The organism is Microvirga arabica (assembly GCF_016811235.1).
In the GTDB taxonomy this organism is placed as follows: domain Bacteria; phylum Pseudomonadota; class Alphaproteobacteria; order Rhizobiales; family Beijerinckiaceae; genus Microvirga; species Microvirga arabica.
In genome coordinates, this window is record NZ_JAFBID010000099.1 from 1 (window position 1) to 19,306 (window position 19,306).

At 64.5% G+C, this 19,306-nt stretch carries 22 protein-coding genes and 1 tRNA gene; 15 read left to right on the forward strand and 8 right to left on the reverse strand.

Annotated elements, in window-relative coordinates:
• The 5 genes from JQC81_RS28600 to JQC81_RS28620 form a co-directional block, all read left to right on the forward strand.
• Positions 1-1,940 (forward strand): ATP-binding protein (locus tag JQC81_RS28600; RefSeq protein WP_203275182.1); only part of this gene is annotated, 1,940 nt, incomplete at its 5' end.
• The gene (locus tag JQC81_RS28605) at positions 1,941-2,390 is read left to right on the forward strand and encodes a response regulator (RefSeq protein WP_203275183.1); all 450 of its coding nucleotides are present in this window, start codon (positions 1,941-1,943) and stop codon (positions 2,388-2,390) included.
• Positions 2,391-2,398: 8 nt separating this feature from the next.
• Positions 2,399-3,448, forward strand: coding sequence for a sensor histidine kinase (locus tag JQC81_RS28610; RefSeq protein WP_203275184.1), 1,050 nt, complete (start codon positions 2,399-2,401; stop codon positions 3,446-3,448).
• A gap of 4 nt (positions 3,449-3,452) precedes the next feature.
• Positions 3,453-5,600 carry a sensor histidine kinase gene (locus JQC81_RS28615; RefSeq protein ID WP_203275185.1) on the forward strand — a complete coding sequence of 716 codons (2,148 nt, stop codon included), beginning with the start codon at positions 3,453-3,455 and terminating at the stop codon, positions 5,598-5,600.
• Positions 5,601-5,612: 12 nt separating this feature from the next.
• Entirely contained in the window at positions 5,613-6,908 is a 1,296-nt protein-coding gene (locus JQC81_RS28620; protein ID WP_203275186.1) for an amidase, read from the forward strand.
• 11 nt (positions 6,909-6,919) lie between these two features.
• On the opposite strand, the gene JQC81_RS28625 is transcribed toward JQC81_RS28620, so the two are convergent.
• A complete protein-coding gene (locus JQC81_RS28625) occupies positions 6,920-7,507 on the reverse strand; it encodes a TetR/AcrR family transcriptional regulator (RefSeq protein WP_203275187.1) in 588 nt (195 codons plus the stop codon).
• A gap of 1,068 nt (positions 7,508-8,575) precedes the next feature.
• On the opposite strand from JQC81_RS28625, the gene JQC81_RS28630 reads away from it, so the two are divergent.
• Positions 8,576-8,965 carry a YbaN family protein gene (locus tag JQC81_RS28630; protein WP_246520724.1) on the forward strand — a complete coding sequence of 130 codons (390 nt, stop codon included), beginning with the start codon at positions 8,576-8,578 and terminating at the stop codon, positions 8,963-8,965.
• 380 nt (positions 8,966-9,345) lie between these two features.
• On the opposite strand, the gene JQC81_RS28635 is transcribed toward JQC81_RS28630, so the two are convergent.
• On the reverse strand, positions 9,346-9,612 hold the full coding sequence (locus tag JQC81_RS28635; protein ID WP_203275188.1) for a hypothetical protein: 267 nt from the start codon (positions 9,610-9,612) through the stop codon (positions 9,346-9,348).
• Between the two features lie 223 nt (positions 9,613-9,835).
• Between JQC81_RS28635 and JQC81_RS28640 the strand changes: the two genes are divergently transcribed.
• Positions 9,836-10,408: a PRC-barrel domain-containing protein gene (locus JQC81_RS28640; protein WP_203275189.1), complete on the forward strand. Its 573-nt coding sequence runs from the start codon at positions 9,836-9,838 to the stop codon at positions 10,406-10,408.
• Positions 10,409-10,441: 33 nt separating this feature from the next.
• Positions 10,442-10,639 (forward strand): hypothetical protein, encoded by a 198-nt coding sequence (locus JQC81_RS28645; protein ID WP_203275190.1) that lies wholly within the window; start codon positions 10,442-10,444, stop codon positions 10,637-10,639.
• Between the two features lie 193 nt (positions 10,640-10,832).
• Here the strand turns inward: JQC81_RS28645 and JQC81_RS28650 are convergent, their stop codons facing one another.
• A complete protein-coding gene (locus tag JQC81_RS28650; protein WP_203275191.1) occupies positions 10,833-11,546 on the reverse strand; it encodes a hypothetical protein in 714 nt (237 codons plus the stop codon).
• 370 nt (positions 11,547-11,916) lie between these two features.
• Here JQC81_RS28650 and JQC81_RS28655 point away from each other — a divergent pair, with 370 nt between their 5' ends.
• Positions 11,917-12,222 (forward strand): hypothetical protein, encoded by a 306-nt coding sequence (locus JQC81_RS28655; protein ID WP_203275192.1) that lies wholly within the window; start codon positions 11,917-11,919, stop codon positions 12,220-12,222.
• Positions 12,223-12,234: 12 nt separating this feature from the next.
• Here JQC81_RS28655 and JQC81_RS28660 read toward each other — a convergent pair whose 3' ends face one another.
• From JQC81_RS28660 to JQC81_RS28670, 3 genes are all read right to left on the reverse strand, one after another.
• The gene (locus tag JQC81_RS28660; protein ID WP_312887603.1) at positions 12,235-13,665 is read right to left on the reverse strand and encodes a phospholipase D-like domain-containing protein; all 1,431 of its coding nucleotides are present in this window, start codon (positions 13,663-13,665) and stop codon (positions 12,235-12,237) included.
• A gap of 391 nt (positions 13,666-14,056) precedes the next feature.
• Positions 14,057-14,308, reverse strand: coding sequence for a hypothetical protein (locus JQC81_RS28665; RefSeq protein WP_203275194.1), 252 nt, complete (start codon positions 14,306-14,308; stop codon positions 14,057-14,059).
• Positions 14,309-14,614: 306 nt separating this feature from the next.
• A tRNA-Ala gene (locus tag JQC81_RS28670) sits at positions 14,615-14,690 on the reverse strand.
• A 183-nt stretch (positions 14,691-14,873) separates the two neighbouring features.
• On the opposite strand from JQC81_RS28670, the gene JQC81_RS28675 reads away from it, so the two are divergent.
• From JQC81_RS28675 to folD, 3 genes are read left to right on the forward strand one after another with little or no spacing between them, the layout of a single operon-like run.
• Positions 14,874-15,164, forward strand: a complete 291-nt coding sequence (locus JQC81_RS28675; RefSeq protein ID WP_036358112.1) for a YggT family protein — start codon at positions 14,874-14,876, stop codon at positions 15,162-15,164.
• Between the two features lie 12 nt (positions 15,165-15,176).
• A complete protein-coding gene (locus JQC81_RS28680) occupies positions 15,177-15,494 on the forward strand; it encodes a DUF167 family protein (RefSeq protein WP_203275195.1) in 318 nt (105 codons plus the stop codon).
• A complete protein-coding gene (gene folD, locus JQC81_RS28685; protein ID WP_203275196.1) occupies positions 15,491-16,393 on the forward strand; it encodes a bifunctional methylenetetrahydrofolate dehydrogenase/methenyltetrahydrofolate cyclohydrolase FolD in 903 nt (300 codons plus the stop codon). The genes JQC81_RS28680 and folD overlap by 4 nt, the downstream gene beginning before the upstream one ends.
• Here the strand turns inward: folD and JQC81_RS28690 are convergent, their stop codons facing one another.
• Together JQC81_RS28690 and JQC81_RS28695 are read right to left on the reverse strand one after the other, a co-directional pair.
• Positions 16,394-17,062, reverse strand: a complete 669-nt coding sequence (locus tag JQC81_RS28690) for a hypothetical protein (protein ID WP_203275197.1) — start codon at positions 17,060-17,062, stop codon at positions 16,394-16,396.
• Positions 17,063-17,188: 126 nt separating this feature from the next.
• Positions 17,189-18,076, reverse strand: a complete 888-nt coding sequence (locus JQC81_RS28695; RefSeq protein WP_203275198.1) for a LysR family transcriptional regulator — start codon at positions 18,074-18,076, stop codon at positions 17,189-17,191.
• A gap of 200 nt (positions 18,077-18,276) precedes the next feature.
• Here JQC81_RS28695 and sdhC point away from each other — a divergent pair, with 200 nt between their 5' ends.
• From sdhC to JQC81_RS28710, 3 genes are all read left to right on the forward strand, one after another.
• Positions 18,277-18,672 carry a succinate dehydrogenase, cytochrome b556 subunit gene (gene sdhC / locus JQC81_RS28700; protein ID WP_203275199.1) on the forward strand — a complete coding sequence of 132 codons (396 nt, stop codon included), beginning with the start codon at positions 18,277-18,279 and terminating at the stop codon, positions 18,670-18,672.
• A 12-nt stretch (positions 18,673-18,684) separates the two neighbouring features.
• Positions 18,685-19,101: a succinate dehydrogenase, hydrophobic membrane anchor protein gene (gene sdhD / locus JQC81_RS28705; RefSeq protein ID WP_203275200.1), complete on the forward strand. Its 417-nt coding sequence runs from the start codon at positions 18,685-18,687 to the stop codon at positions 19,099-19,101.
• Positions 19,102-19,112: 11 nt separating this feature from the next.
• Positions 19,113-19,306, forward strand: a 194-nt coding sequence (locus JQC81_RS28710) for an FAD-binding protein (protein ID WP_203275201.1), incomplete at its 3' end; no start/stop codon positions are given.

Below are 19,306 nucleotides of genomic sequence, written 5' to 3' on the forward strand. Positions count from 1 at the left end.
CCTACGAGGCTGCGGTCTCCCGCTCGGGCGACCATGCCGTCCTGGAGCTTGAGGAATCGCCCTCGGATTCCGTCTCGAGCCTCGACTCGCTCTATTCCACCCTGCGCCGCTTCGTGGAGCAGCTTCAGGGCGCCTCCAGCATCGACATCCTGTGCGGTCTTGCGGCGCAGGACGTTCGCCGCATGACCGGGTTCGACCGGGTGCTGATCTATCGCTTCGACGAGCACTGGAACGGCACCGTCATCGCCGAGGACCGCAACGAGGTCCTGCCCTCCTATCTCGACCTGCGCTTCCCGGCCTCCGACATCCCGGCCCAGGCGCGCGAGCTCTACCGGCGCAACCGCCTGCGCATCATTTCGGACGCCAACTACACCCCGGTGCCGATCCAGTCGCGGAACCCTGAGCCGCTGGATTTGAGCGACTCGGTGCTACGAAGCGTTTCGCCTGTGCATCTCGAATATATGCGCAACATGGGGACGCTCGCCTCCATGTCGATCTCGATCCTGCGCGACGGCCAGCTGTGGGGCCTGATCTCCTGCCACAACAAGGAGCCGAAGCGGGTCTCGCTGCAGGTGCGCAACGCCTGCGACTTCCTCACCCAGATCTTCTCCCTGCAGCTCGAAGCACGCGAGAACACGACGCTGGCCGAAAACCGGGTGCGTCTCGGGGCCGTGCAGACGCGGCTCCTCGCCCATATGGCGGCGGAAGACCACTTCATCGCGGGTCTCGTGAACCACCCGGACGACCTCATGCTCTTGGCCGGAGCGGAAGGTGCTGCCGTGCTCACGCCGGACCATTGCTGGCTCATGGGCCGGACTCCCGGCGAGGAGGATGTCAGGGCTCTGTTCGCCTGGCTCTCGCGGCACACCCAAGAGGATGTCTTTGCAACGGAGTGCCTGTCTCAGGTCTACCCGGCGGCCAAGGCCTATGCGGACCGGGCCAGCGGCCTTCTGGCGATTTCGATCTCGAAGGCGCATTCGAGTTATGTGCTCTGGTTCCGCCCCGAGGTGGTCCAGACCGTCAAATGGGGCGGCAATCCGCAGAAGCCCGTGCAGGAGGAGGCCGGAACCTTGCGCCTCCACCCCCGCCGCTCCTTCGAGATCTGGAAGGAGACGGTGCGGGAGCGATCCCTGCCCTGGGATCGGAGCGAGATCGAGGCGGTCAGGGAACTGCGCAACACCATCGTGGGTATCGTGCTGCGCCGGGCCGAGGAACTGGCGGCCGTCTCGGAGGAGCTGCGCCGCTCCAACAAGGAGCTGGAGGCCTTCTCCTATTCGGTGTCGCACGACCTGCGCGCGCCGTTCCGGCACATCGTGGGCTATTCCGAGCTCCTGAAGAAGCAGGAGGGGAGCGACCTGTCGGAGAAGGGCAGGCGCTACGTCGACACCATCATCGATTCGGCCTACACGGCCGGAACCCTCGTGGACAACCTGCTGCGCTTCTCGCAGATGGGCCGCACGGCCCTCAAGCCCCGGCGGATCGACATGCACCGCCTGATCGACGAGATCCGGCAGCAGCTGGCCGTGCATGCGGGCGACCGCCGGATCGAGTGGGTGATCGGCGACCTGCCCGAAGTGACGGCCGATCCGGTTCTGATCCGGCTGGTATTTGAAAATCTTCTCGACAATGCCGTCAAATATACCCGCCCCCGGGAAAAGGCCCGCATCGAGATCGGCTCCGCGCGCAACGATGCGGAGACGGTGTTTTTCGTGCGCGACAACGGCGTCGGATTCGATATGAAGTACATCGACAAGCTCTTCGGCGTCTTCCAGCGGCTGCACCGGATGGAGGATTTCGAGGGGACCGGCATCGGGCTGGCCAATGTGCGCCGCATTGTCGAACGCCATGGCGGCCGGGCCTGGGCCGAAGGCGCGCTCAACAAGGGCGCGACCTTCTCCGTTGCCCTGCCGGATGAAACGAAGACTGAAGGAGCGGCGTGAATGCCGGATTTGAAACCGATCCTGCTGGTTGAGGACAACCCGAAGGATCTTGAACTGACCCTGGCGGCCCTGGAGCAGAGCCAGCTCGCCAACGAGGTCGTGGTGGTGCGCGACGGCGCGGAAGCGCTCGATTTCCTCTATCGTCGCGGCCCGCATGAGAGCCGCAACACCAGCGACCCCGCCGTGGTCCTGCTCGACCTCAAGCTGCCGAAGGTCGACGGACTGGAGGTTCTGGAGAAGGTGAAGTCCGATCCGCATCTCAGGCAGACGCCGGTCGTGATGCTCACCTCCTCGCGGGAGGAGAGCGACCTCGTGCGCAGCTACGAGCTCGGGGTGAATGCCTTCGTGGTGAAGCCGGTGGGCTTCCGCGAGTTCTTCGACGCCATCCAGGACCTCGGCGTGTTCTGGGCCATCCTCAACGAACCGCCGCCGCGGCGCAACGGAGAGTAACGGCATCGATGAGCGTGCAGGCCCGTCCCCAGTCCGGACCGAAGCTGCGCATCCTCCTCTTGGAGGACAGCGCACTCGATGCTGAGCTGGTGACGGAGGCTCTGGCCTCCGCCAGCCTGGACGTCGCGATGGAGCGCGTCGACACCGCGGCGGATTTCGCAAGAGCGGTGCAGGACGGGCGCTGGGACATCATCCTGGCTGACTACAGGCTTCCCGCCTTCGACGGCTTGAGCGCGCTGGAGATCGTGCAGGCGCGGGCTCCCGGCACGCCCTTCGTGTTCGTGTCCGGGGCGCTCGGCGAGGAGGTGGCGGTGGAAGCGCTCAAGCGCGGCGCCACCGACTACGTGCTCAAGCACAGCCTCGACCGGCTTCCGGGCACTGTTCTGCGGGCCCTCGCCGAAGCGCGCGAACGGGCCGACAAGCGCCACGCGCAGGATGCCCTTCACACGCTTCTCGATCGGCAGACGGCGCTTCTGCACGAACTCGATCACCGGGTGAAGAACAACCTCCAGCTCCTCCTGTCCCTGATCGGAATCGAGATCCGCCAGGCCGAGGACGATCGGGCCAGACAGGTGCTGGGGCGTATGCGGGAGCGCCTGCAGGCGCTAGCCGCCGCGCACCGGGATCTCTACGACGGCAAGGGGTCCGCGCGCTTCGACGCGTCCAGCTTCGCCAAGGGGCTGTGTCAGGAGCTGACCGCCGCCATGCCCGGAGTGCGGATCACGCCGGAATTCGAGGTCGAGAACGTGGAGGTGGAGGCTGCCAAGGCAGCGCCCATCGCGCTCCTGTTCAACGAGATCGTCGTCAACGCGCTGACCCATGCCTATCAGGAGCGCCATGGCAAGCTGAGGCTGACCCTGCACATCCGCGACGGGGTTCTGCTGTTCCAGCTCTCGGACGAAGTCTTCAGCCCCGAGGAGAAGCAGGCCGCGCAGAACAGCGCGTCCGGCACGGTCCTGAAGGCTCTGTCGCGCCAGCTCGATGCCCAGGTGGAATGGCCACCGGGTGAGCCGGCGACTCTCGTGCGCGTCACCATGCCGGCGCAGGACGTGAGCTAGCACGATGGCGCGCGAACCCATGGCCGAAACGAACACTGCGCAAGCGGCTATGGGTCTTCAGGCAAGAGCCAGGATCTCACTGCGCCAGGTCCTGTGGGGACTGGTGCTCGCCATCTCGCTGCCGATCATCCTGGTGGCGGCCGGAGGCTTCTACTCGGGCTACAGGGCCGAGCAGCAGGCCGTCGACCAGCGCATGCAGGAAACCGCCCGGGCCATGAGCCTGCTGCTGGATCGTGAAATCGACAAGTCGGTACTGGTCATGCGGGTCCTCGCCCAATCGCCGACCCTAGCCAGTGGGGACTTCGAGGGCTTCTACAGACGGGTGAAGGATGTTCGTCTCGCAGATCCTTTCTGGATCGCTCTCTTCGAGCCGGACGGTCGCACCGTCTTCAACACCCGAGTCCCGTACGGCGTCCGCCTGCCGGACAGCAATCGAGTGGATGTTCTTCGGCAGGTTCGAGATACGCGCGAGCCCCATGTCTCGAATCTCTATACGGGCTCCCTGTCGGGAGAGCGCCTCATCACCATCGATGCTCCGGTCATCATCGATGAGACGGTGGCCTATATCCTGACACTCGCCATCACGCCCGAGGCTTTTCAGAACATCATCCGCGATCAGAGGATCGTCGACGGCTGGAACGCCGCCGTGCTCGATCGCAGCAAGCGCATCGTGGCCCGGTCCCGCGCGCCGGAGCGGTTCGTCGGCCAGGTGGCCAGCGCCAATGTCCAGGAGGCCCTCGCGGCATCCTCCGAGGGCATTATCCAGAGCGTCACGCTGGACGGCATCGCGGTTCGCACCTATTTCAGCCAGTCGCCAGCTTACGGCTGGTCCTTCGTCATCAGCATTCCCACCTCGGAGCTGGCGCAGTCGATTGAGCGCTCGCTCTTCTGGCTCATGATCCTGGCCGGGGTCGTGCTCGGCGGCCTCATCCTGGCGGCCCTTCTCGCCCGCGCGATCGCCAGACCCGTCGACCAGCTCGTTGCAGCCGCCCAGGCCCTCGGCCGCCGCGAGGCGGTCTCCGGTCCGGACACCACGCAGGTTCTGGAATTCGACACGATCAGGACGGCGCTTGCGGAAGCCTCAGCGGATATCCGCCAGCATGAGCGTGATCGGGAGGATGTTCTCGCGCAAATCGCCGAGAGCGAAGCCCGCCTGCGGCTCGCGCTCAATGCCGGTCATTTCGGCTCCTGGGAGCTCACGCCGGACACCGGCACCTTCATCACCACTGCAACCTGCAGGGCCAATTTCGGCCGCGGCCGCGACGAGCCGTTCACCTACGCGGATCTTGTCGCGTCCATTCATCCCGACGACCGCGCCATGCAGGCCGAGGCCGTGGCGCAGGCGATTGCCAACAACACGGATCTCCATGTGGAGTATCGCGTGATCTGGCCCGACGAGAGCGAGCATTGGATTCGCGTGAGCGGGCGAGCGCGGATCGGCGCAAACGGCCAGCTGTCCATGGTCGGGGTGTCGCAGGAGATCACCGAGCGCAAGCTTGCCGACGAACGGCAAGCACTTCTGCTGCGCGAACTGGACCACCGCGTGAAGAACACGCTGGCGACCGTGCAATCGGTGGCCTCGCTCACCCGCCGTTCGGCCGAGAACACGGATCCCGCGGCCTGGAACGCGTTCATGGATCGCCTGCACGGGCTCGCCAAAACCCACGATCTTCTCACGACAACCCATTGGCAGGGCGCGCTTCTGGAGGATGTACTGAAGAACGAGCTCGATCCTTACCAGGACACCATACGCCAGCGCATCCGCCTGAGAGGACCGAAGATCACGCTCCAGCCGAGTGCCGTTCTAGCTTTGGGGCTCGCGATCCACGAAATGGCGACGAACGCCGTCAAATACGGCAGCCTTTCGGTCCCTGACGGAAAGGTTCATGTGATGTGGGCCCTCACGTCCGGAAGCACTCCGCCTTCGCTCCTCGTCGAGTGGGCGGAGAGCGGCGGTCCGACCGTGAAGCAGCCGGAGCGCCAGGGCTTTGGAACCAAGCTGATCCAGCGCGGCCTGGCGCAGCAGCTCGGGGGCGAGATCAAGCTCGATTTCGCCCCGGCGGGCGTTCGCTGCGTGATCACTTTCCCGATCGCCACCTTGATGACCGACGCCGACGAAGCCACCGAGACCCGGCAGCGCTATGCGTCCTAAGACGGTGCCTCAATGACGACCATCCGCAGCAAGCTCGAAACCATCCTGGAGCGCCTGGAGGCGAGGGCCGCAGACGAGCGTGTGTTCGTTCGCCTCTACCAAGATGCGGCCCGCGCGGCTGCCGACGCTGCCGATGGACGCCGGCACGCAGGCATTTCGTTGAGCCCGCTCGACGGGGCGATCGTCTCGATCAAGGATCTGTTCGACGTGGCCGGCGAGACCACGCTCGCAGGCTCCATCGCGCTGCGCGACAGACCTCCGGCAGCGAGGGATGCCATCATCGTGCGCCGCCTGCGTCAGGCGGGCGCCGTCATTCTCGGCAAAACCAACATGGTGGAGTTCGCCTATTCGGGACTCGGCCTCAACCCGCATTACGGCACCCCAGGCAATGCGGCCGATCCCCTGCGCATTCCGGGCGGATCGTCCTCGGGCGCAGGTGTCACCGTGGCCGAAGGCACGAGCGAGATTTCCATCGGCAGCGACACGGGCGGGTCGGTGCGCATTCCGGCGGCGCTCAACGGCGTGGTCGGGTTCAAGCCGACCGCGCACCGGGTGCCGCTGGACGGGGCCTTTCCCCTGTCGCCCTCGCTGGACTCGGTCGGGCCGCTCGCACGTTCCGTCCAGGACTGCGCTTTTACGGATGCCATCATGGCCGGCGAGGAGCCGTGGACAGTGACCCCACGCCCCCTGGCAGGATTGCGGATCGGCATCCCGCGGGGGCGCCTGTTCTCGGATATGGAGCCGCTCGTGGAGCAGGCCTTCGAGACGGCGTTGGGCCGCCTGTCGCAGGCTGGCGCGATGATCCACGATCACAGCATCGAGGATCTGCTCACGGCCATGGCGGAGACAACGGCTGCGGCCTCCATCGCCTCCATCGAGGCGTCCGAGGTTCATGCGGATTGGTTGGAGGCCAAGGCGGCGGAGATCGATCCGCGCGTGCGCTGGTCGATTGCGCGCAGCGGCACCGTTCCGGCACCGCTCTACATCCGCATGATCCGCCACCGCCAGGCGCTGGCGGCCGCCATGGATGAACGGCTGCTCCCGGTCGACGTGCTGGCGCTGCCGACGACGGCCGTCTCGGCGCCCCTGATCGCGCCGCTGGAGGCCGACGATAGGCTCTACAACAAGACGGACTGGCACATCCTGCGCAACCCGATGTTCTGCAACCAGTTCGATCTCACGGCCATCTCGCTGCCCGTGCCTGACTGCGAGCGCCCGGTGGGCTTCATGCTGGTGGCGCGCCACGGACAGGATCGCCGGCTGCTGGAGATCGCGGCCGGCGTGGAGCGCGAATTGCGGCGCGGGTAAGAGCTGTGGTGTCAGGAGCTGATCGCGCGGACGAGGCTCATGCAGGCGGCGATTCCGTCCTCAAGGATCTTGTCGGAAAGTTCCTCGTCGTCGACTGCGCGCGCGAGCTGGATCATGCCGGTCGTGCCCGCGATGATCGCCGTTGCAACCGAGCGTCGCGCTTCCGGTGTCGCACTGGCCGGCAGCAGGCCGGAAATCATCTCGATATGGCCGATGATGCTCTTGGTAAACATCTCGCGCACGGCCGGAGAATGGCGTGCGATTTCCGGAGCAAGCGTCCCGGCCACGCATCCGGTCTCCGGATTATCCCTGTGATACGGGCTTAGATAGGCACGGATCACGGCCTCGAGCTTGTTCTCGTTCGAATCGGCAACGGATCCGATCCAGACCTTCACCTGCTCGACAGCATCGCGCAAAGCCTCCTCGATCAAGGCATCCTTGGATGAGAAATGACTGTAGAAGCCGCCATGGGTCAGGCCGGCGCTCGCCATGAGAGCCGCGACCCCGCTGGCGCCCACCCCGTCCTTCCGAAGCTGCTTCGAGGCGACCTCGACGATGCGCTTGCGCGTCGCATCCTTATGGCCTTTTTCATAACGCATGGTGTCTCACCACCCCTGACGGAGACGCAGCCTGAACTGACGCGGGGCTGAACCCTGAGCCTGCTGGCGCAACATAATACTACTGCTTAGTTGAAGTGTCCACAGGTCCGCGGCTCGCTTTCGGATCGCGCAGGCCATTGCATCATGGGTCTATCGCGGCCCTGAAATCTTTGTCCGACCCGCTTCACGAGCAAATCATCTTGCGTTCCAAACGATGTTTATATTATGACTATCATACAAATCAAAGAACGTCTGAATAATTTCCTTTGATTTCCGTAAAGGAAGAAGCGTTTAGGTCAGAAATGAACTCCGTCCGGTCCTTGCGCTTACGCATTCACGAGGACAGGCGGCCAGGGGAGCCTTCCAGATGATGGACATTCAGAGCGTGTTCTCGAGGAAAGCGGCTTTGTCCTCGGCTGACCCGATCGACGTCCCTCGGAACTGGCGCAGCGAGCTCGGGATTTCCTGGAAGGATATAGAGGACGCCGGATCCGTCGTGAGGGCACTTCGCCTTCGAAACCCGACAGCGCCTGTGCAGATGCGCAGCGACACGATGGAACGGTCGGGTGGGGTTGAAGCCTCCCCCAAAACGGGCCCTTGGGACCTCCTCCGCACGCTGTGCGTCAGCATTCTGTAGCCTATCGTCCGAGCCCTCGACCGGTTTCCGACCTGCTTACGTCACAGACAAACGCGCTCGCGGCCCAGGATCCGGCGCCGCATTGCCCGACAGGGGCAAAGGGCAGGCGCCCGCTCAGCGCAAGCCGTCACGTCTGACCTCCAGCATGGTGTGCGCAGACGTGGGTCCGTTCGTCCACGAAGACGACGCGCCTATCGAAAACCAGCCATCACGCTCGCATCCTGCCTGTCCGGGCTGAGAAAGATCGACTAAAGCATCGGATCCGATGCTTCCTTCTTGGATGAGAGCATCGTGTGACCGGACCCAGCGGGCCGCGCCAGCGAAAAGCCGGATCCACTTTTCCGCACGATGCTCTAGATCGAGGGGCCTGGCACCGATTCCGCCAACAGGCGTTATGATCCTTCCTGCATGCCTTGGAGAGCCCGAGCCGGATGATGCGCCAACTCTATCTCTGTCTGGGCTACGCAAGCTTTGGCCTCGGCGTGATCGGGATCTTCCTGCCGGTTCTGCCGACGACGCCCTTCATTCTTCTTGCCGTCTGGTTCTTCGCCCGCTCAAACCCGGCTCTGGCCGAGCGGCTCTACAGCCATCCCCGCTTCGGTCATCTGCTGACCGCGTGGCGCGACCAGAGGGCCATTCCGCGGCGCGCCAAGATCACTGCCCTGAGCATGCTGGCCGTTTCCTACGGGCTCATCCTGTGGCTGAGCGAGAGCGATATCCTGCCGGTCGTCCTGGCGATCATCATGGGGGGCGTCGCGCTCTACATCGCCACACGCCCGCCACCGCGCGACGGGCTGCAGAACCGGATCCCGGAAGCCTGAGACGGCAGGATCGGAGGCGGGGAAGAGCCCTATAACCCGACGCATCTCGGGTTTGGCCAAGGTTGCGCCATGTTGCGGTCACGGTTCCGGTTAGGCTGCTGGCATCCAGCGCATCGTGCGGCCCTCCGGGCCCGCTCTCAACGATGCGCAGCTTAAGAAGATAAGCATCGGACGGATCCCAAAAGTGCAAATTCACTTTTGGGTCCGATGCTCTCACGAGGAGGGATGTCGTGCGCAGTCTCAGTCTGTCGGTCTTCCTGCTTGCCTCGGCCGCGATGGTCGCACCGCTTCTGATCGCCTTGGCCTACACGGCCAGCATCGTCACCTCAGCCCTGATGTTTCCCTGACGTCTCACCACAATTCATCGCCGAGCAGATTGTTCAGCTCCGCGGATTCGCGATCTCCGCCGTGAGCTTCGGCAGTTCCTTGGTCATCCAATCGATCATCTGATCGCTCGTCTTCAGGTGAGCCGGCATAGGGATGAAGGGGCCGTGCGATTCGTAGATGGCCGTGGGATCCCGGGGCCCCAGGATCGGATCGAGATCGTCCTCGATCTCGGGCGTGATGCTTCTGCTGCCGAACCAGGTCAGGAGCAGGAGGAGCATTCCGACGGCGCCCGCAAGGACGACGAGCAAGGATATCGCCAAGTCTGCCACCTGTTCCTTCCCTGCGATGAGAGGCCCATTGCGCTCGATCTCAAGCCTACCATCGAACGATCATTCTTCCAACGATGCAAGCCGCAGACTTGCGACATGATGTTCCCTGTTTGATGGCGAGCGAATGAGGTCTACAATCGTCGCATGGGCAGGCTCGATGGCCGCTCATGCGTAAAGGGGGCGTGCGATCGATCCTGTTGCAGGGGAGGCGCTCATGAGAACCTATTACGTGTTTCAATCCAAGGCGGAGCCCGGTCTCCGCGGGTTTGCCGAGAGTTCCACGGGCGAGGCCCTGCCGGCCGACTTGGGGCCATGGGCGCTTGCGCAGCAGATCGGCCCCGATGAGGAATGGAACCAGGGCATCAGCCGCGCCGTCGTGGCGGCCGGGATTCTGGAGAACGGCTTTTATCTCTTAGGTCCGGTCAACCGCGCCACGTCATCCCATCCGGTGATCGAAAGCGACCGGGTGGAAGGCACCGCCGTCTACGATCCGCACGAGCGGCAGATCGGCACGATCAAGCGTCTCCTGATCGAGAAGGTGAGCGGCCGCGTCCTGTATGTCGACGTCACCTTCGGGGGCTTTTTCGGGCTGGGTGTCCATCACCACACGATCCCGTGGGACAAGCTCTCCTACGACAAGGAGCTTGAAGGCTACCGCACCGACGTGACCGAGGCCCAAGTGCAGGGAGCGCCGGCCTTCTATGGCGACGACACGGTCTGGCCCGATCGCAGGCGCGAGCAGGAGATGCGGGATTACTGGCACGATGTCCCGCGAGGGCCGATCTGACATCGCCGCTCCGTCATATCCCGGAGGATCGCCATGATTGCGCATGTATTCAAAGTCGGCCAGATCGTGAGGCCTCATCCCTCCTGCCGGGCTCTTCCGCACGATGTTCTCAGGGTGCTGCGCCTGCTTCCGACAACGGCCGGCGGCATGCCGCTCTACTGCATCAAGAGCGAGACGGAAATGATCGAGCGCGTCGTCGAGCAGAACGAGATCGAGGCCGCGCCGCATTGATGGAAATGCGTGCAGGAAATCGGCACCTACCAGGAACCGACCCCAGGCTTGGCCGTTGTCTTCCTGAATCCCTTCGTTCCCTCTGGCAACTCGACGGCCTGACGGTCTCTCCGTTCAGGCCTTTTCTTTGTCGTGTCGGCTTGTCTCAGGTTCCTAAAAGCGCGGATCACAGATTCTGCGAGAGCACGATGCGTTAGGCTGCGGCGGGCTGGTGTGTGATCGCCGGTGTCATCATGCGCCCGCGATTGATCAAAGCGGCGGCGCAGGTTGCAAGCGAGAGCGCGGCCCGATCCGAGCGTCCCGTGTGCAGGCAGATCACGTAAAGCCGCATCACTTCGACCGTAACATAGTGGAAGGCCACATCCGAACCTCGCGCAAGCTTCATGCGCCGGGAGGCCGTGTCGAGTTTGTCGAGATAGAGCGCCTGTTCCATCTGCGGCTCCGCGAGAAAGCCGCTCAGGCCACCGAAGGTCTCCTCGAAATGTCCCCACAGAAGCGCCAGGTTCTTGGCGGACTTGTCCTGCTGGTCGGGCGCGAGTGTCTTGAACTCTCTCAGGAGGATCCAGATCGGATCCTGTTCAAGGGCCTCTTCTTCCGCGGTCTTCACCAGCGGAACGAAGGGAAGCAATGTCCGAGCATTCGACATCAGGACGGGGCGCAGCCTGTCCCATTCGGCAAACACTTTCGGAAGCACGATCAGCGCGGTGGCCAGAGCCGTCTGATCCAGTGTTCTGCCGATGTGGCGAAGCAGCGGGCGCGCGGCTTCGCCATATTGCTCCACGATGCGCCAGCGCAGGTGGCACAACCGGTAAACCTGTTCGAGCTTCTCGATGAGTTCATGACGCGCCCGATCGTCAGCGGACCAGGGGAAGACGAAACCGGTTCGGTGCTGAGGCGAAGAACTCATGATGCTGACGATTTGCTCCGCAAATCACGTGACGTGTGCAGCTCCGCTCATGCCGGGGCAATCACGGCAACTTTGAGGCTCCGGCACGGGAATGGTGCCATTACGGCAAGCTTTGTCGAACGTGCAGCACTCCATAGGATTTTGATCTCCCATCATTGGCGCCTCCACCACTCGGATCGAAATGTCATCCCGGCATTGTCGTTACGCGAAGCGCAACATCATCCGCTTCGCCTCGCTCCGATCTTGAACCGCGACCATTCATGCTTACGTTTCGATCAGACCCCTGATCCGGGCCCCTCTGACGCAGGAAGCGGTGGCGCCTGCGTGATGTCGGATCGCTTCCGATCCGGCCGCCGGCACAGAGATGCTCATGTTGCAAGAACTCCTGGCCTCCCTCGTCAGCCTGCTGATCGTCGATCCGCTTCAGGCCGAGATCAGCGAACGCCTGGCGCAGGCGCGGGCGCCGCAGGCCGTGATCGCGGATGTGAGAACCTGCGCCGAAGCCTCGCTGCCCGGGCTTGCCGAGCGCGCCATGGCCGAGCCGCTCTGGGTGGTGACCACAGCCCTGAACGTCTGGACCGGCCAGACCGCTCCCGAAACCATCCTCGGCAACACCCCGCAATGCGACGCGGCGCTCAAGTCTGCCCGTGTGTATCTGGAGAGCCGCGGCGCGTGATGACGCTCATCGTCACCTGAAGGCAGGCAGGTGATGCCGGGACAGGGCGTTCCAGAGGGAACCCGGGCGCTCCGGATCGAGGAGTTCGCGATCCGTCAGCGCCTTCTCTGCGTCGTTGATCTTCGGCGGCTCGAACGTCCGAAGAGAGCGCCCGGCGCCTGAGAGCGCCTCGATCGCTGCGATCAGCGAACGCTTCTCGGTCAAGGTCGCGGAGATCTGCTCCGGCGACGTGCCCAGATGCTCGGCCAGAAGCCGGGCCTGGAAGCTCCGGATCACGTCGGCGACGGGCGTGTCGTCCTCCGTCTCGAGGGCGAGGTCGCACTCGGTGTCGTAGCCCATCGAGCGGTTGTTCAGGTTGGACGACCCCACACGCAGCAGCCGATCGTCCACGATCATGATCTTGGCGTGCACATAGATCGGCTGCTCCCCCGCCGTGACGGGCGTATAGACCCGCAGGCGCCCGAAGCGGTCGCTGCGCCGGAGCATGGCCAGGAGACGGGCTCGCGCCGAGCCCATGGCCTCCTCCTCGAGCCAGCCTTCAGCCGATTCAGGGTTGACGATCACGAATTCGGGTCCGTCCGGCTCGTCGAGGCGCCGGGCGATGGCCTCCGCGACGGCGCGCGAGGCGAAGTATTGGCTCTCGAAATAGACGCTCCGGCGAGCGGCCGCGATCGCGGCGAGGTAGAGCGCCTCGATCTCGCGCACCTCCGTCTGAGAATCGTAGGCCGGAATCGTCCGGGCGATGGCCACTGCCACGTCGGCCATGTCCACGGCCAGGCCGTCGGGCCAGGGGTCCGAGCCGGCAGGCGGCGGCGCCAGAACCTCTCCCGAGGCTCGCTTCCAGCGCTCACGGGCATGATCGCCCAGGGCTCTGGCCGCCGCTCCGCTGACCGCCGTGGTGGCGTCATGCCAGGGTCCGTAGGCGCGCCGCGTGAAAGGGCGTCGGCGGCGCGGATCGTCGTCGCGGTGCTCCGACGTGTCCCAGCGGTCGCCGGTCATGTCGATGCCGCCGCAGAACGCGACGGCGTCGTCGATCACGACGATCTTGTGGTGGTGCGCCGCGCCGGGCGGGTGGGCGCCATCGAGCTTGAAGGTGATGCGCTCATGCAGGGCCCATTGGGCCACCCGGACTAGGGTCGTGCCCCGCCACAGGGCCTTCACCATGCCGAGGTCCCATTTCAGGATATTGACGTGAAGATCCGGCCTGGTTTCCACAAGCCACGACAGGAACGCTCCCAGGTGACGGGGATGCTCACCGGCCTCGGCCGTAGGGTCGAGATCGATGCGGGTATCGAAATCCCACCCGATCATGAGGATGGAACGCTGCGCCTTGAGCATCGCCGCCTGAGCCGCCCGGAAGTAGTCGGCGGCATCGACGATCAGGGCAATCCGGTCGGCCTGCTCGATACGCCAGCATGTGTGAACCGGCCGCAAGACTTGCACTGCTGCTCTCTCCATCGCCCCCTTGCCTGTTCGATCCCTCAGGGCGAGCGCGGCGTCATTCAGGGTGCCTTGGCTGTAAACCGGACGCAGTCACCCAGGGTTCCGCGGGAAAGCCGTGATCTCGGATGTGAGAACCTGCGCCGAGACCTCGCTGCCCGGGCTTGCCGAGCGCGCCATGGCCGAGCCGCTCCGGAGAGCGTCCTCGGCAACACTCCTCGATGCGAGTCGGCCCTCAGGTCAGTCCCGCGGGAGCGCGGGACCGATGCTAAGGTGAGAGGCGAGCCCAATCACTTTAGTCTCAGGTGAGCAGGCTATGCGTCAGTGCGCTGTCGCCGCATTCCCTTCGCTAGGTAAGGCAGAACCGGCGACTGTTGTCTGGACTGGATCCGTCTTATGAGCCGATGGACGGGCCACGAGTGTCGGCTCGAAGGCCTGCATGAATGAATGCGGGGCGGTTGCGCAGATCCATCAGCGAACGCAATTCAGTCGCTGGGAGATCCATAGGCTTCGCATCCCTCCAGCGCCTGCGGAACTTGGGCTTTTGTGAAAAGAGCCCCCATTTGCTCTCTAATTCTTCTTCAACTTGCAAAATGATCCGTCCGGAAAACGATTTCCGGAGATTAAAACGCCCCGTCAGAGCCATTGTTATGTCCTTTGATCTGGATCTTTGACCCAGAAGAACTTGTAGCAACATAGTATCGACAAAGGCTTAAGACACAAGGTAAACGCCGCACATATGGGAAAGCGGAACGCACCCTTCCCAGAGCCCAGCCGAGCGCTCTTAGAACGGGTTCGAGGCGGTTCGTATGACGGTGATGGACGACAGTTGCGGCGTCGATTTTACGGTCGTTTCCAATCGCTTAGAGCCGCATCAGCGGCGAGCGTGTACGACACCGTTGTGCTACAGTGAGACCGCGATTTCAGGAATAATGCTGTAGAATCAAAAACTTGGTGGAGCTGAGGGGATTCGAACCCCTGACCTCTGCAGTGCGATTGCAGCGCTCTCCCATCTGAGCTACAGCCCCGGTCGACTGAATCGAGCCAAGTGGCGCAAGTTTTAGGCCCGCCGGCTTTGGTCTGTCAATCGGCCGGAGGAGGGGGCCTCAAGGGTTCCGGGCCGGGAAGTGGCTGCCTTGTGAAGCGGTTATGGGTTGTTCAGCCCCGCTTCAATCGTTACATGAGCAGAGCCGATCCCTGACAGGTTTTCCATGCGCGCGCTCCTCAATGTCATCCTTCTGGCCCTGCAGCTCTACACCTATCTCATCATCGCCTCGGCGATCCTGAGCTGGCTCGTGGCCTTCAACGTGGTCAACACCCGCAACGATTTCGTCCGCTCGATCTGGAACTTCCTCGATGCGGTGACCCAGCCGGTGCTGCGGCCGATCCGGAACATCCTGCCCAATCTCGGCGGGGTCGACATCTCGCCCATCATCCTGATCTTGCTGATCATTTTCATTCAGAACCTGATCATCGACTACCTGATGCCGATCGCCTTCTAAGGCGGCGAAATCATGCCCTGGCGCATCCGCCCCGAGGGCCTTGAGGTCCGGGTGCGCGTGACGCCCAAGGGAGGGCGGGACGCCATCGACGGGATCGAGACCCTGTCGGACGGCCGGCCGGTGCTGAAGGTCCGGGTCAGGGCGGTGCCGGAGGACGGGGCGGCGAATGAGGGCGTCCGGCGGCTCCTCGCCAAGGCCTTGAGGCTCCCGGCCTCGGCGGTGCGCCTGGAGGCCGGCGCCACCGCCCGGCTGAAAACCTTTTTCATTTCAGGCGAGGGTGAGGCGCTGGCCGAAGCCCTTGCCGCCGTGACAGGACGGGAGAGCCCATGAGCGCCACGATCATCGACGGAAAAGCCTATGCCGAAGGCCTGCGCGGGCGCATCGCCGGGGCCGTGCAGACTCTGGCCGGGCAGGGCGTCACGCCGGGCCTTGCGGTGGTGATCGTCGGCGAGGATCCGGCAAGCCAACTCTACGTGAAGAATAAGGCACGCCAGACCGTCGAGGTGGGCATGCGCTCCTTCGAGCATGTGCTGCCCGCCTCCACGTCCGAGGCGGAGCTTATGGATCTCGTCACCCGGCTCAATGCCGATCCGGCGGTTGACGGCATTCTGGTGCAACTGCCTCTCCCTCGGCAGATCGACGCCCAGAAGGTGATCGAGGCCATCGATCCTGCCAAGGATGTGGACGGCTTCCACCCGATCAACGCCGGACGCCTCATGACCGGCGTGCCGGGCCTCGTCTCCTGCACGCCCCTGGGGTGCCTGCTGCTGGCGCAGTCGGTGCGTCGCGATCTCGCCGGACTCAACGCGGTGGTCGTCGGACGCTCCAACATCGTCGGGAAGCCCATGGCGCAATTGCTCATCGCCCAGAGCTGCACCGTGACGGTGGCTCACTCGAAGACCCGCGATCTGCCGGAGGTGTGCCGCAGCGCTGACCTCCTCGTCGCTGCGGTCGGCCGGCCCGAGATGGTGCGCGGCGACTGGATCAAGCCCGGCGCCGTCGTGATCGATGTGGGCATCAACCGGGTGCCGAATCCGGCCGCTGGCGAGGGTAAGACCAAGGTGGTGGGCGACGTGGCCTATGCGGAAGCGGCCGAAGTCGCTTCCGCCATCACGCCGGTCCCCGGCGGGGTCGGCCCTATGACCATCGCGTGCCTGCTGCGCAACACCCTGGAGGCGGCATGCCTCCGGCGCGGGCTCACGATGCCAGCGGTGGATTTCGCCGCCTGATCAATTCGCCGCGAAGCAGTAGAACAGGCCGGCGCCGCCGGTGCCGCGCAGGGCGTCCTGGCTGCAGCCGCCCCGGGTGGGGTGCGACGTGTTCCAGGATTTGGCCGGCGGCTCCTCGTTGAGGCCCATGCGGTCGTGGTGGCCGACCATGGCGGCACCGTCCGTGCCGCTCTTCGTCCAGTTGCCGCAGGTCATGTCCTGGTTGCCCGCGAAGGCCGTGCCGTCCGCTTGAGATCCGGTGAGGATGTCGTGCTGGTTCGGCTGGTCGCCACGGCCCTTCACGGGCTCGCCCTTCTCGGTGAGCGCCGTCTGCTTGGTGATGTTGTTGTTAGGGCCGTGCAGGTCCGCTACGTCCTTGGCGATCACCGTCCCCTTGGCGTTCTGCCATGGCCCGCGGCCGATGCGGTCCTTCGCGTTGACGGCATTTGCGCCTTGGGTCGAGAGATAGGCGCGCCACATCTTGCCGCGAATGCCGGCCGCTTCGGCAAGCGTCTCGCAATGCCGGTCGGCGCCGTCCAGGCCGCCGAGATCCGCACCCTTGCCGGATCCGACGCTGGTGACGAAGAAGGTGGTGTCGGCCGAGGCCGTCTGCGCCTGGGCGATGCCGGGGGAGGCCAGAGACAGGAGCCCGATGAGGGCCGTGAGCACTACGCCGTCCATTCTACGCATTGTTTCCTCCCGAGAAACTGAAGCCCCTGGCCAAGACTGACAGTTCCGGCGCGACTATCATCCCCTCCTCACGGGGATTTGACGCGGGAGCCCCGGCTATTTGTTGCCGCGCGAAGGGTGCCCGGCTTACGCGCCCTGCCGCAAATGCTCCACCAGCTGCCGCGCCGAGGCCGGCAGCTCCTTTAAGGAGCGGATGCACAGGGTGAGGTCTCGGGCGGCCCAAGGATCTTCCAGGTCGACCGTTCCGATCGCCATGGTGCGGGCGGCGCGGCGCGCTGTCGTCTCGGGCACGATGCCCAGCCCCACGCCCGCCTCGACCATGCGGCAGACCGCATCGAAGCTGCGCAGCTGGACGCGCAGGCGAATGGGCTTGCCGGTGCGGCTGGCCTTAGCCGCAAGGAAGCGCTGGAGGGCGCTCGCCCGGTCGAGACCGACGAAATCGTGCTCCAGCACCTCCGTGAAGGAAATGCTTGGCCGGGCGGCGAGACCATGATCCTGCGGCACCACCAGCACGAAGCGGTCGCTGCGGAACGGATAGGTCTCGAGCTGCCCGGTATCGACGGTGCCGGCCACGATGCCGATATCGCCCACGCCCTCGGCGATCAGCCCGACGATCTCGTCGCTGAGGCGCTCCTCCAGGTCGATGGAAACCTGCGGGTGCCCGGCGAGAAAGGCGCCGAGCGCCTCGGGCAGGAACTCGGTCAGGGCGTTGGTGTTGGAGAGGATCCGGATCTGACCGGTGAGGCCGCCGGTATAGGAGCCCAGATCCTCCCGCAGCCGCTCGGCCTGGGCGAGCAGGGTTCGGGCGTGCTGGAGCAGGGTCCGGCCGGCGGGCGTCGGGGTCACGCCCGCCCGGGTGCGCAGGAGGAGGGGAGCGCCGAGAGACTTTTCCATGTTGCGGATGCGCGTGCTGGCAGCCGCCAGCGCTAGATGGGCCCGCTCCGCCCCATGGGTGATGCTCCCGGCCTCCACCACATGGCGAAAGAGGCTTAAGTCAGTCAGGTCGAATTGCATAGGTTCCCTTCGTCGCTCGCGAAGGCAGATAAGAATTATTAAAGATTGCACTCTATGGGCGCTTGAGCAATCTTCGCGGCTGACGAAGTGTGCGCGTCTGTTACCCGATTGGGCGGAAGGCGCATTGCGGTGCCGCCGCGCATCTTATACGAACCGTTCTAAACGACGCGCGACCCCGTCGCCGATCAGGAGTGAACACCATGGCTGAGGCGAAAGTGGCCCCCAGGCCCCTGTCCCCGCATCTTCAGATTTACCGGTGGAGCTGGACGATGGCGATGTCCGTCGCCCACCGCATCACCGGCGTTGCCCTCTATGGCGGCATTGCGCTCTTCGCGGTCTGGCTCGTGGCCCTGGCCTCCGGGCCCGATGTCTTCGACACGGTGCAGTGGTTCTTCGGCTCACCGGTCGGGTACCTGGTCCTGTTCGGCTACACCTGGATCCTCATGCACCACATGCTGGGCGGCGTGCGCCACCTCGTGTGGGATTTCGGCCATGGCATGGAAGCGGCCCAGCGCATCAACATGGCCCGCTTCACCCTTATCGGCTCGGTCGTGCTCACGCTGGCGATCTGGGTCGTTGCCTTCCTCGCGTTCTAAGGAGACCGGACCATGGCCGACAACAGGGCTGACACCCGCGTTTCCATGCGCACCCCGCTTGCCCGCGTGAAGGGCCTCGGCGCCTCCGGGCATGGCGTCGAGCATTGGTGGATCCACCGCATGACGGCGGTGTCGAACATCCCGCTCATCATTGCGTTCGTGATCATCGTGGCTGCGCTCGCCGGATCCTCCTACCAGGAGGCGATCAGCATCATCTCGCATCCGCTCGTCGCGATCATCCTGCTCCTCGCGGTGATCTCGGTGGTGAACCACATGCGGCTCGGCATGCAGATCATCATCGAGGACTACGTGCACGACAAAGGCCTGAAGATCGCGGCCGTCATCGCTAACAACTTCTATGCCGTGATCATCGGAGTGGCCTGCCTCTACGCAATTCTCAAGGTCAGCCTCGGCCGCATCCTGGTTTAAGGACAACACACATGGCTCAAGCAACGAACGGCGCAGCCATCAACGGCAAGGCCTACAACATCATCGACCACACCTTCGACGTGGTGGTCGTGGGCGCGGGCGGCGCAGGTCTTCGCGCCACCGTCGGCTGCTCGCAGGCCGGCCTTCGCACCGCCTGCATCACCAAGGTGTTCCCGACCCGCTCGCACACGGTGGCGGCGCAGGG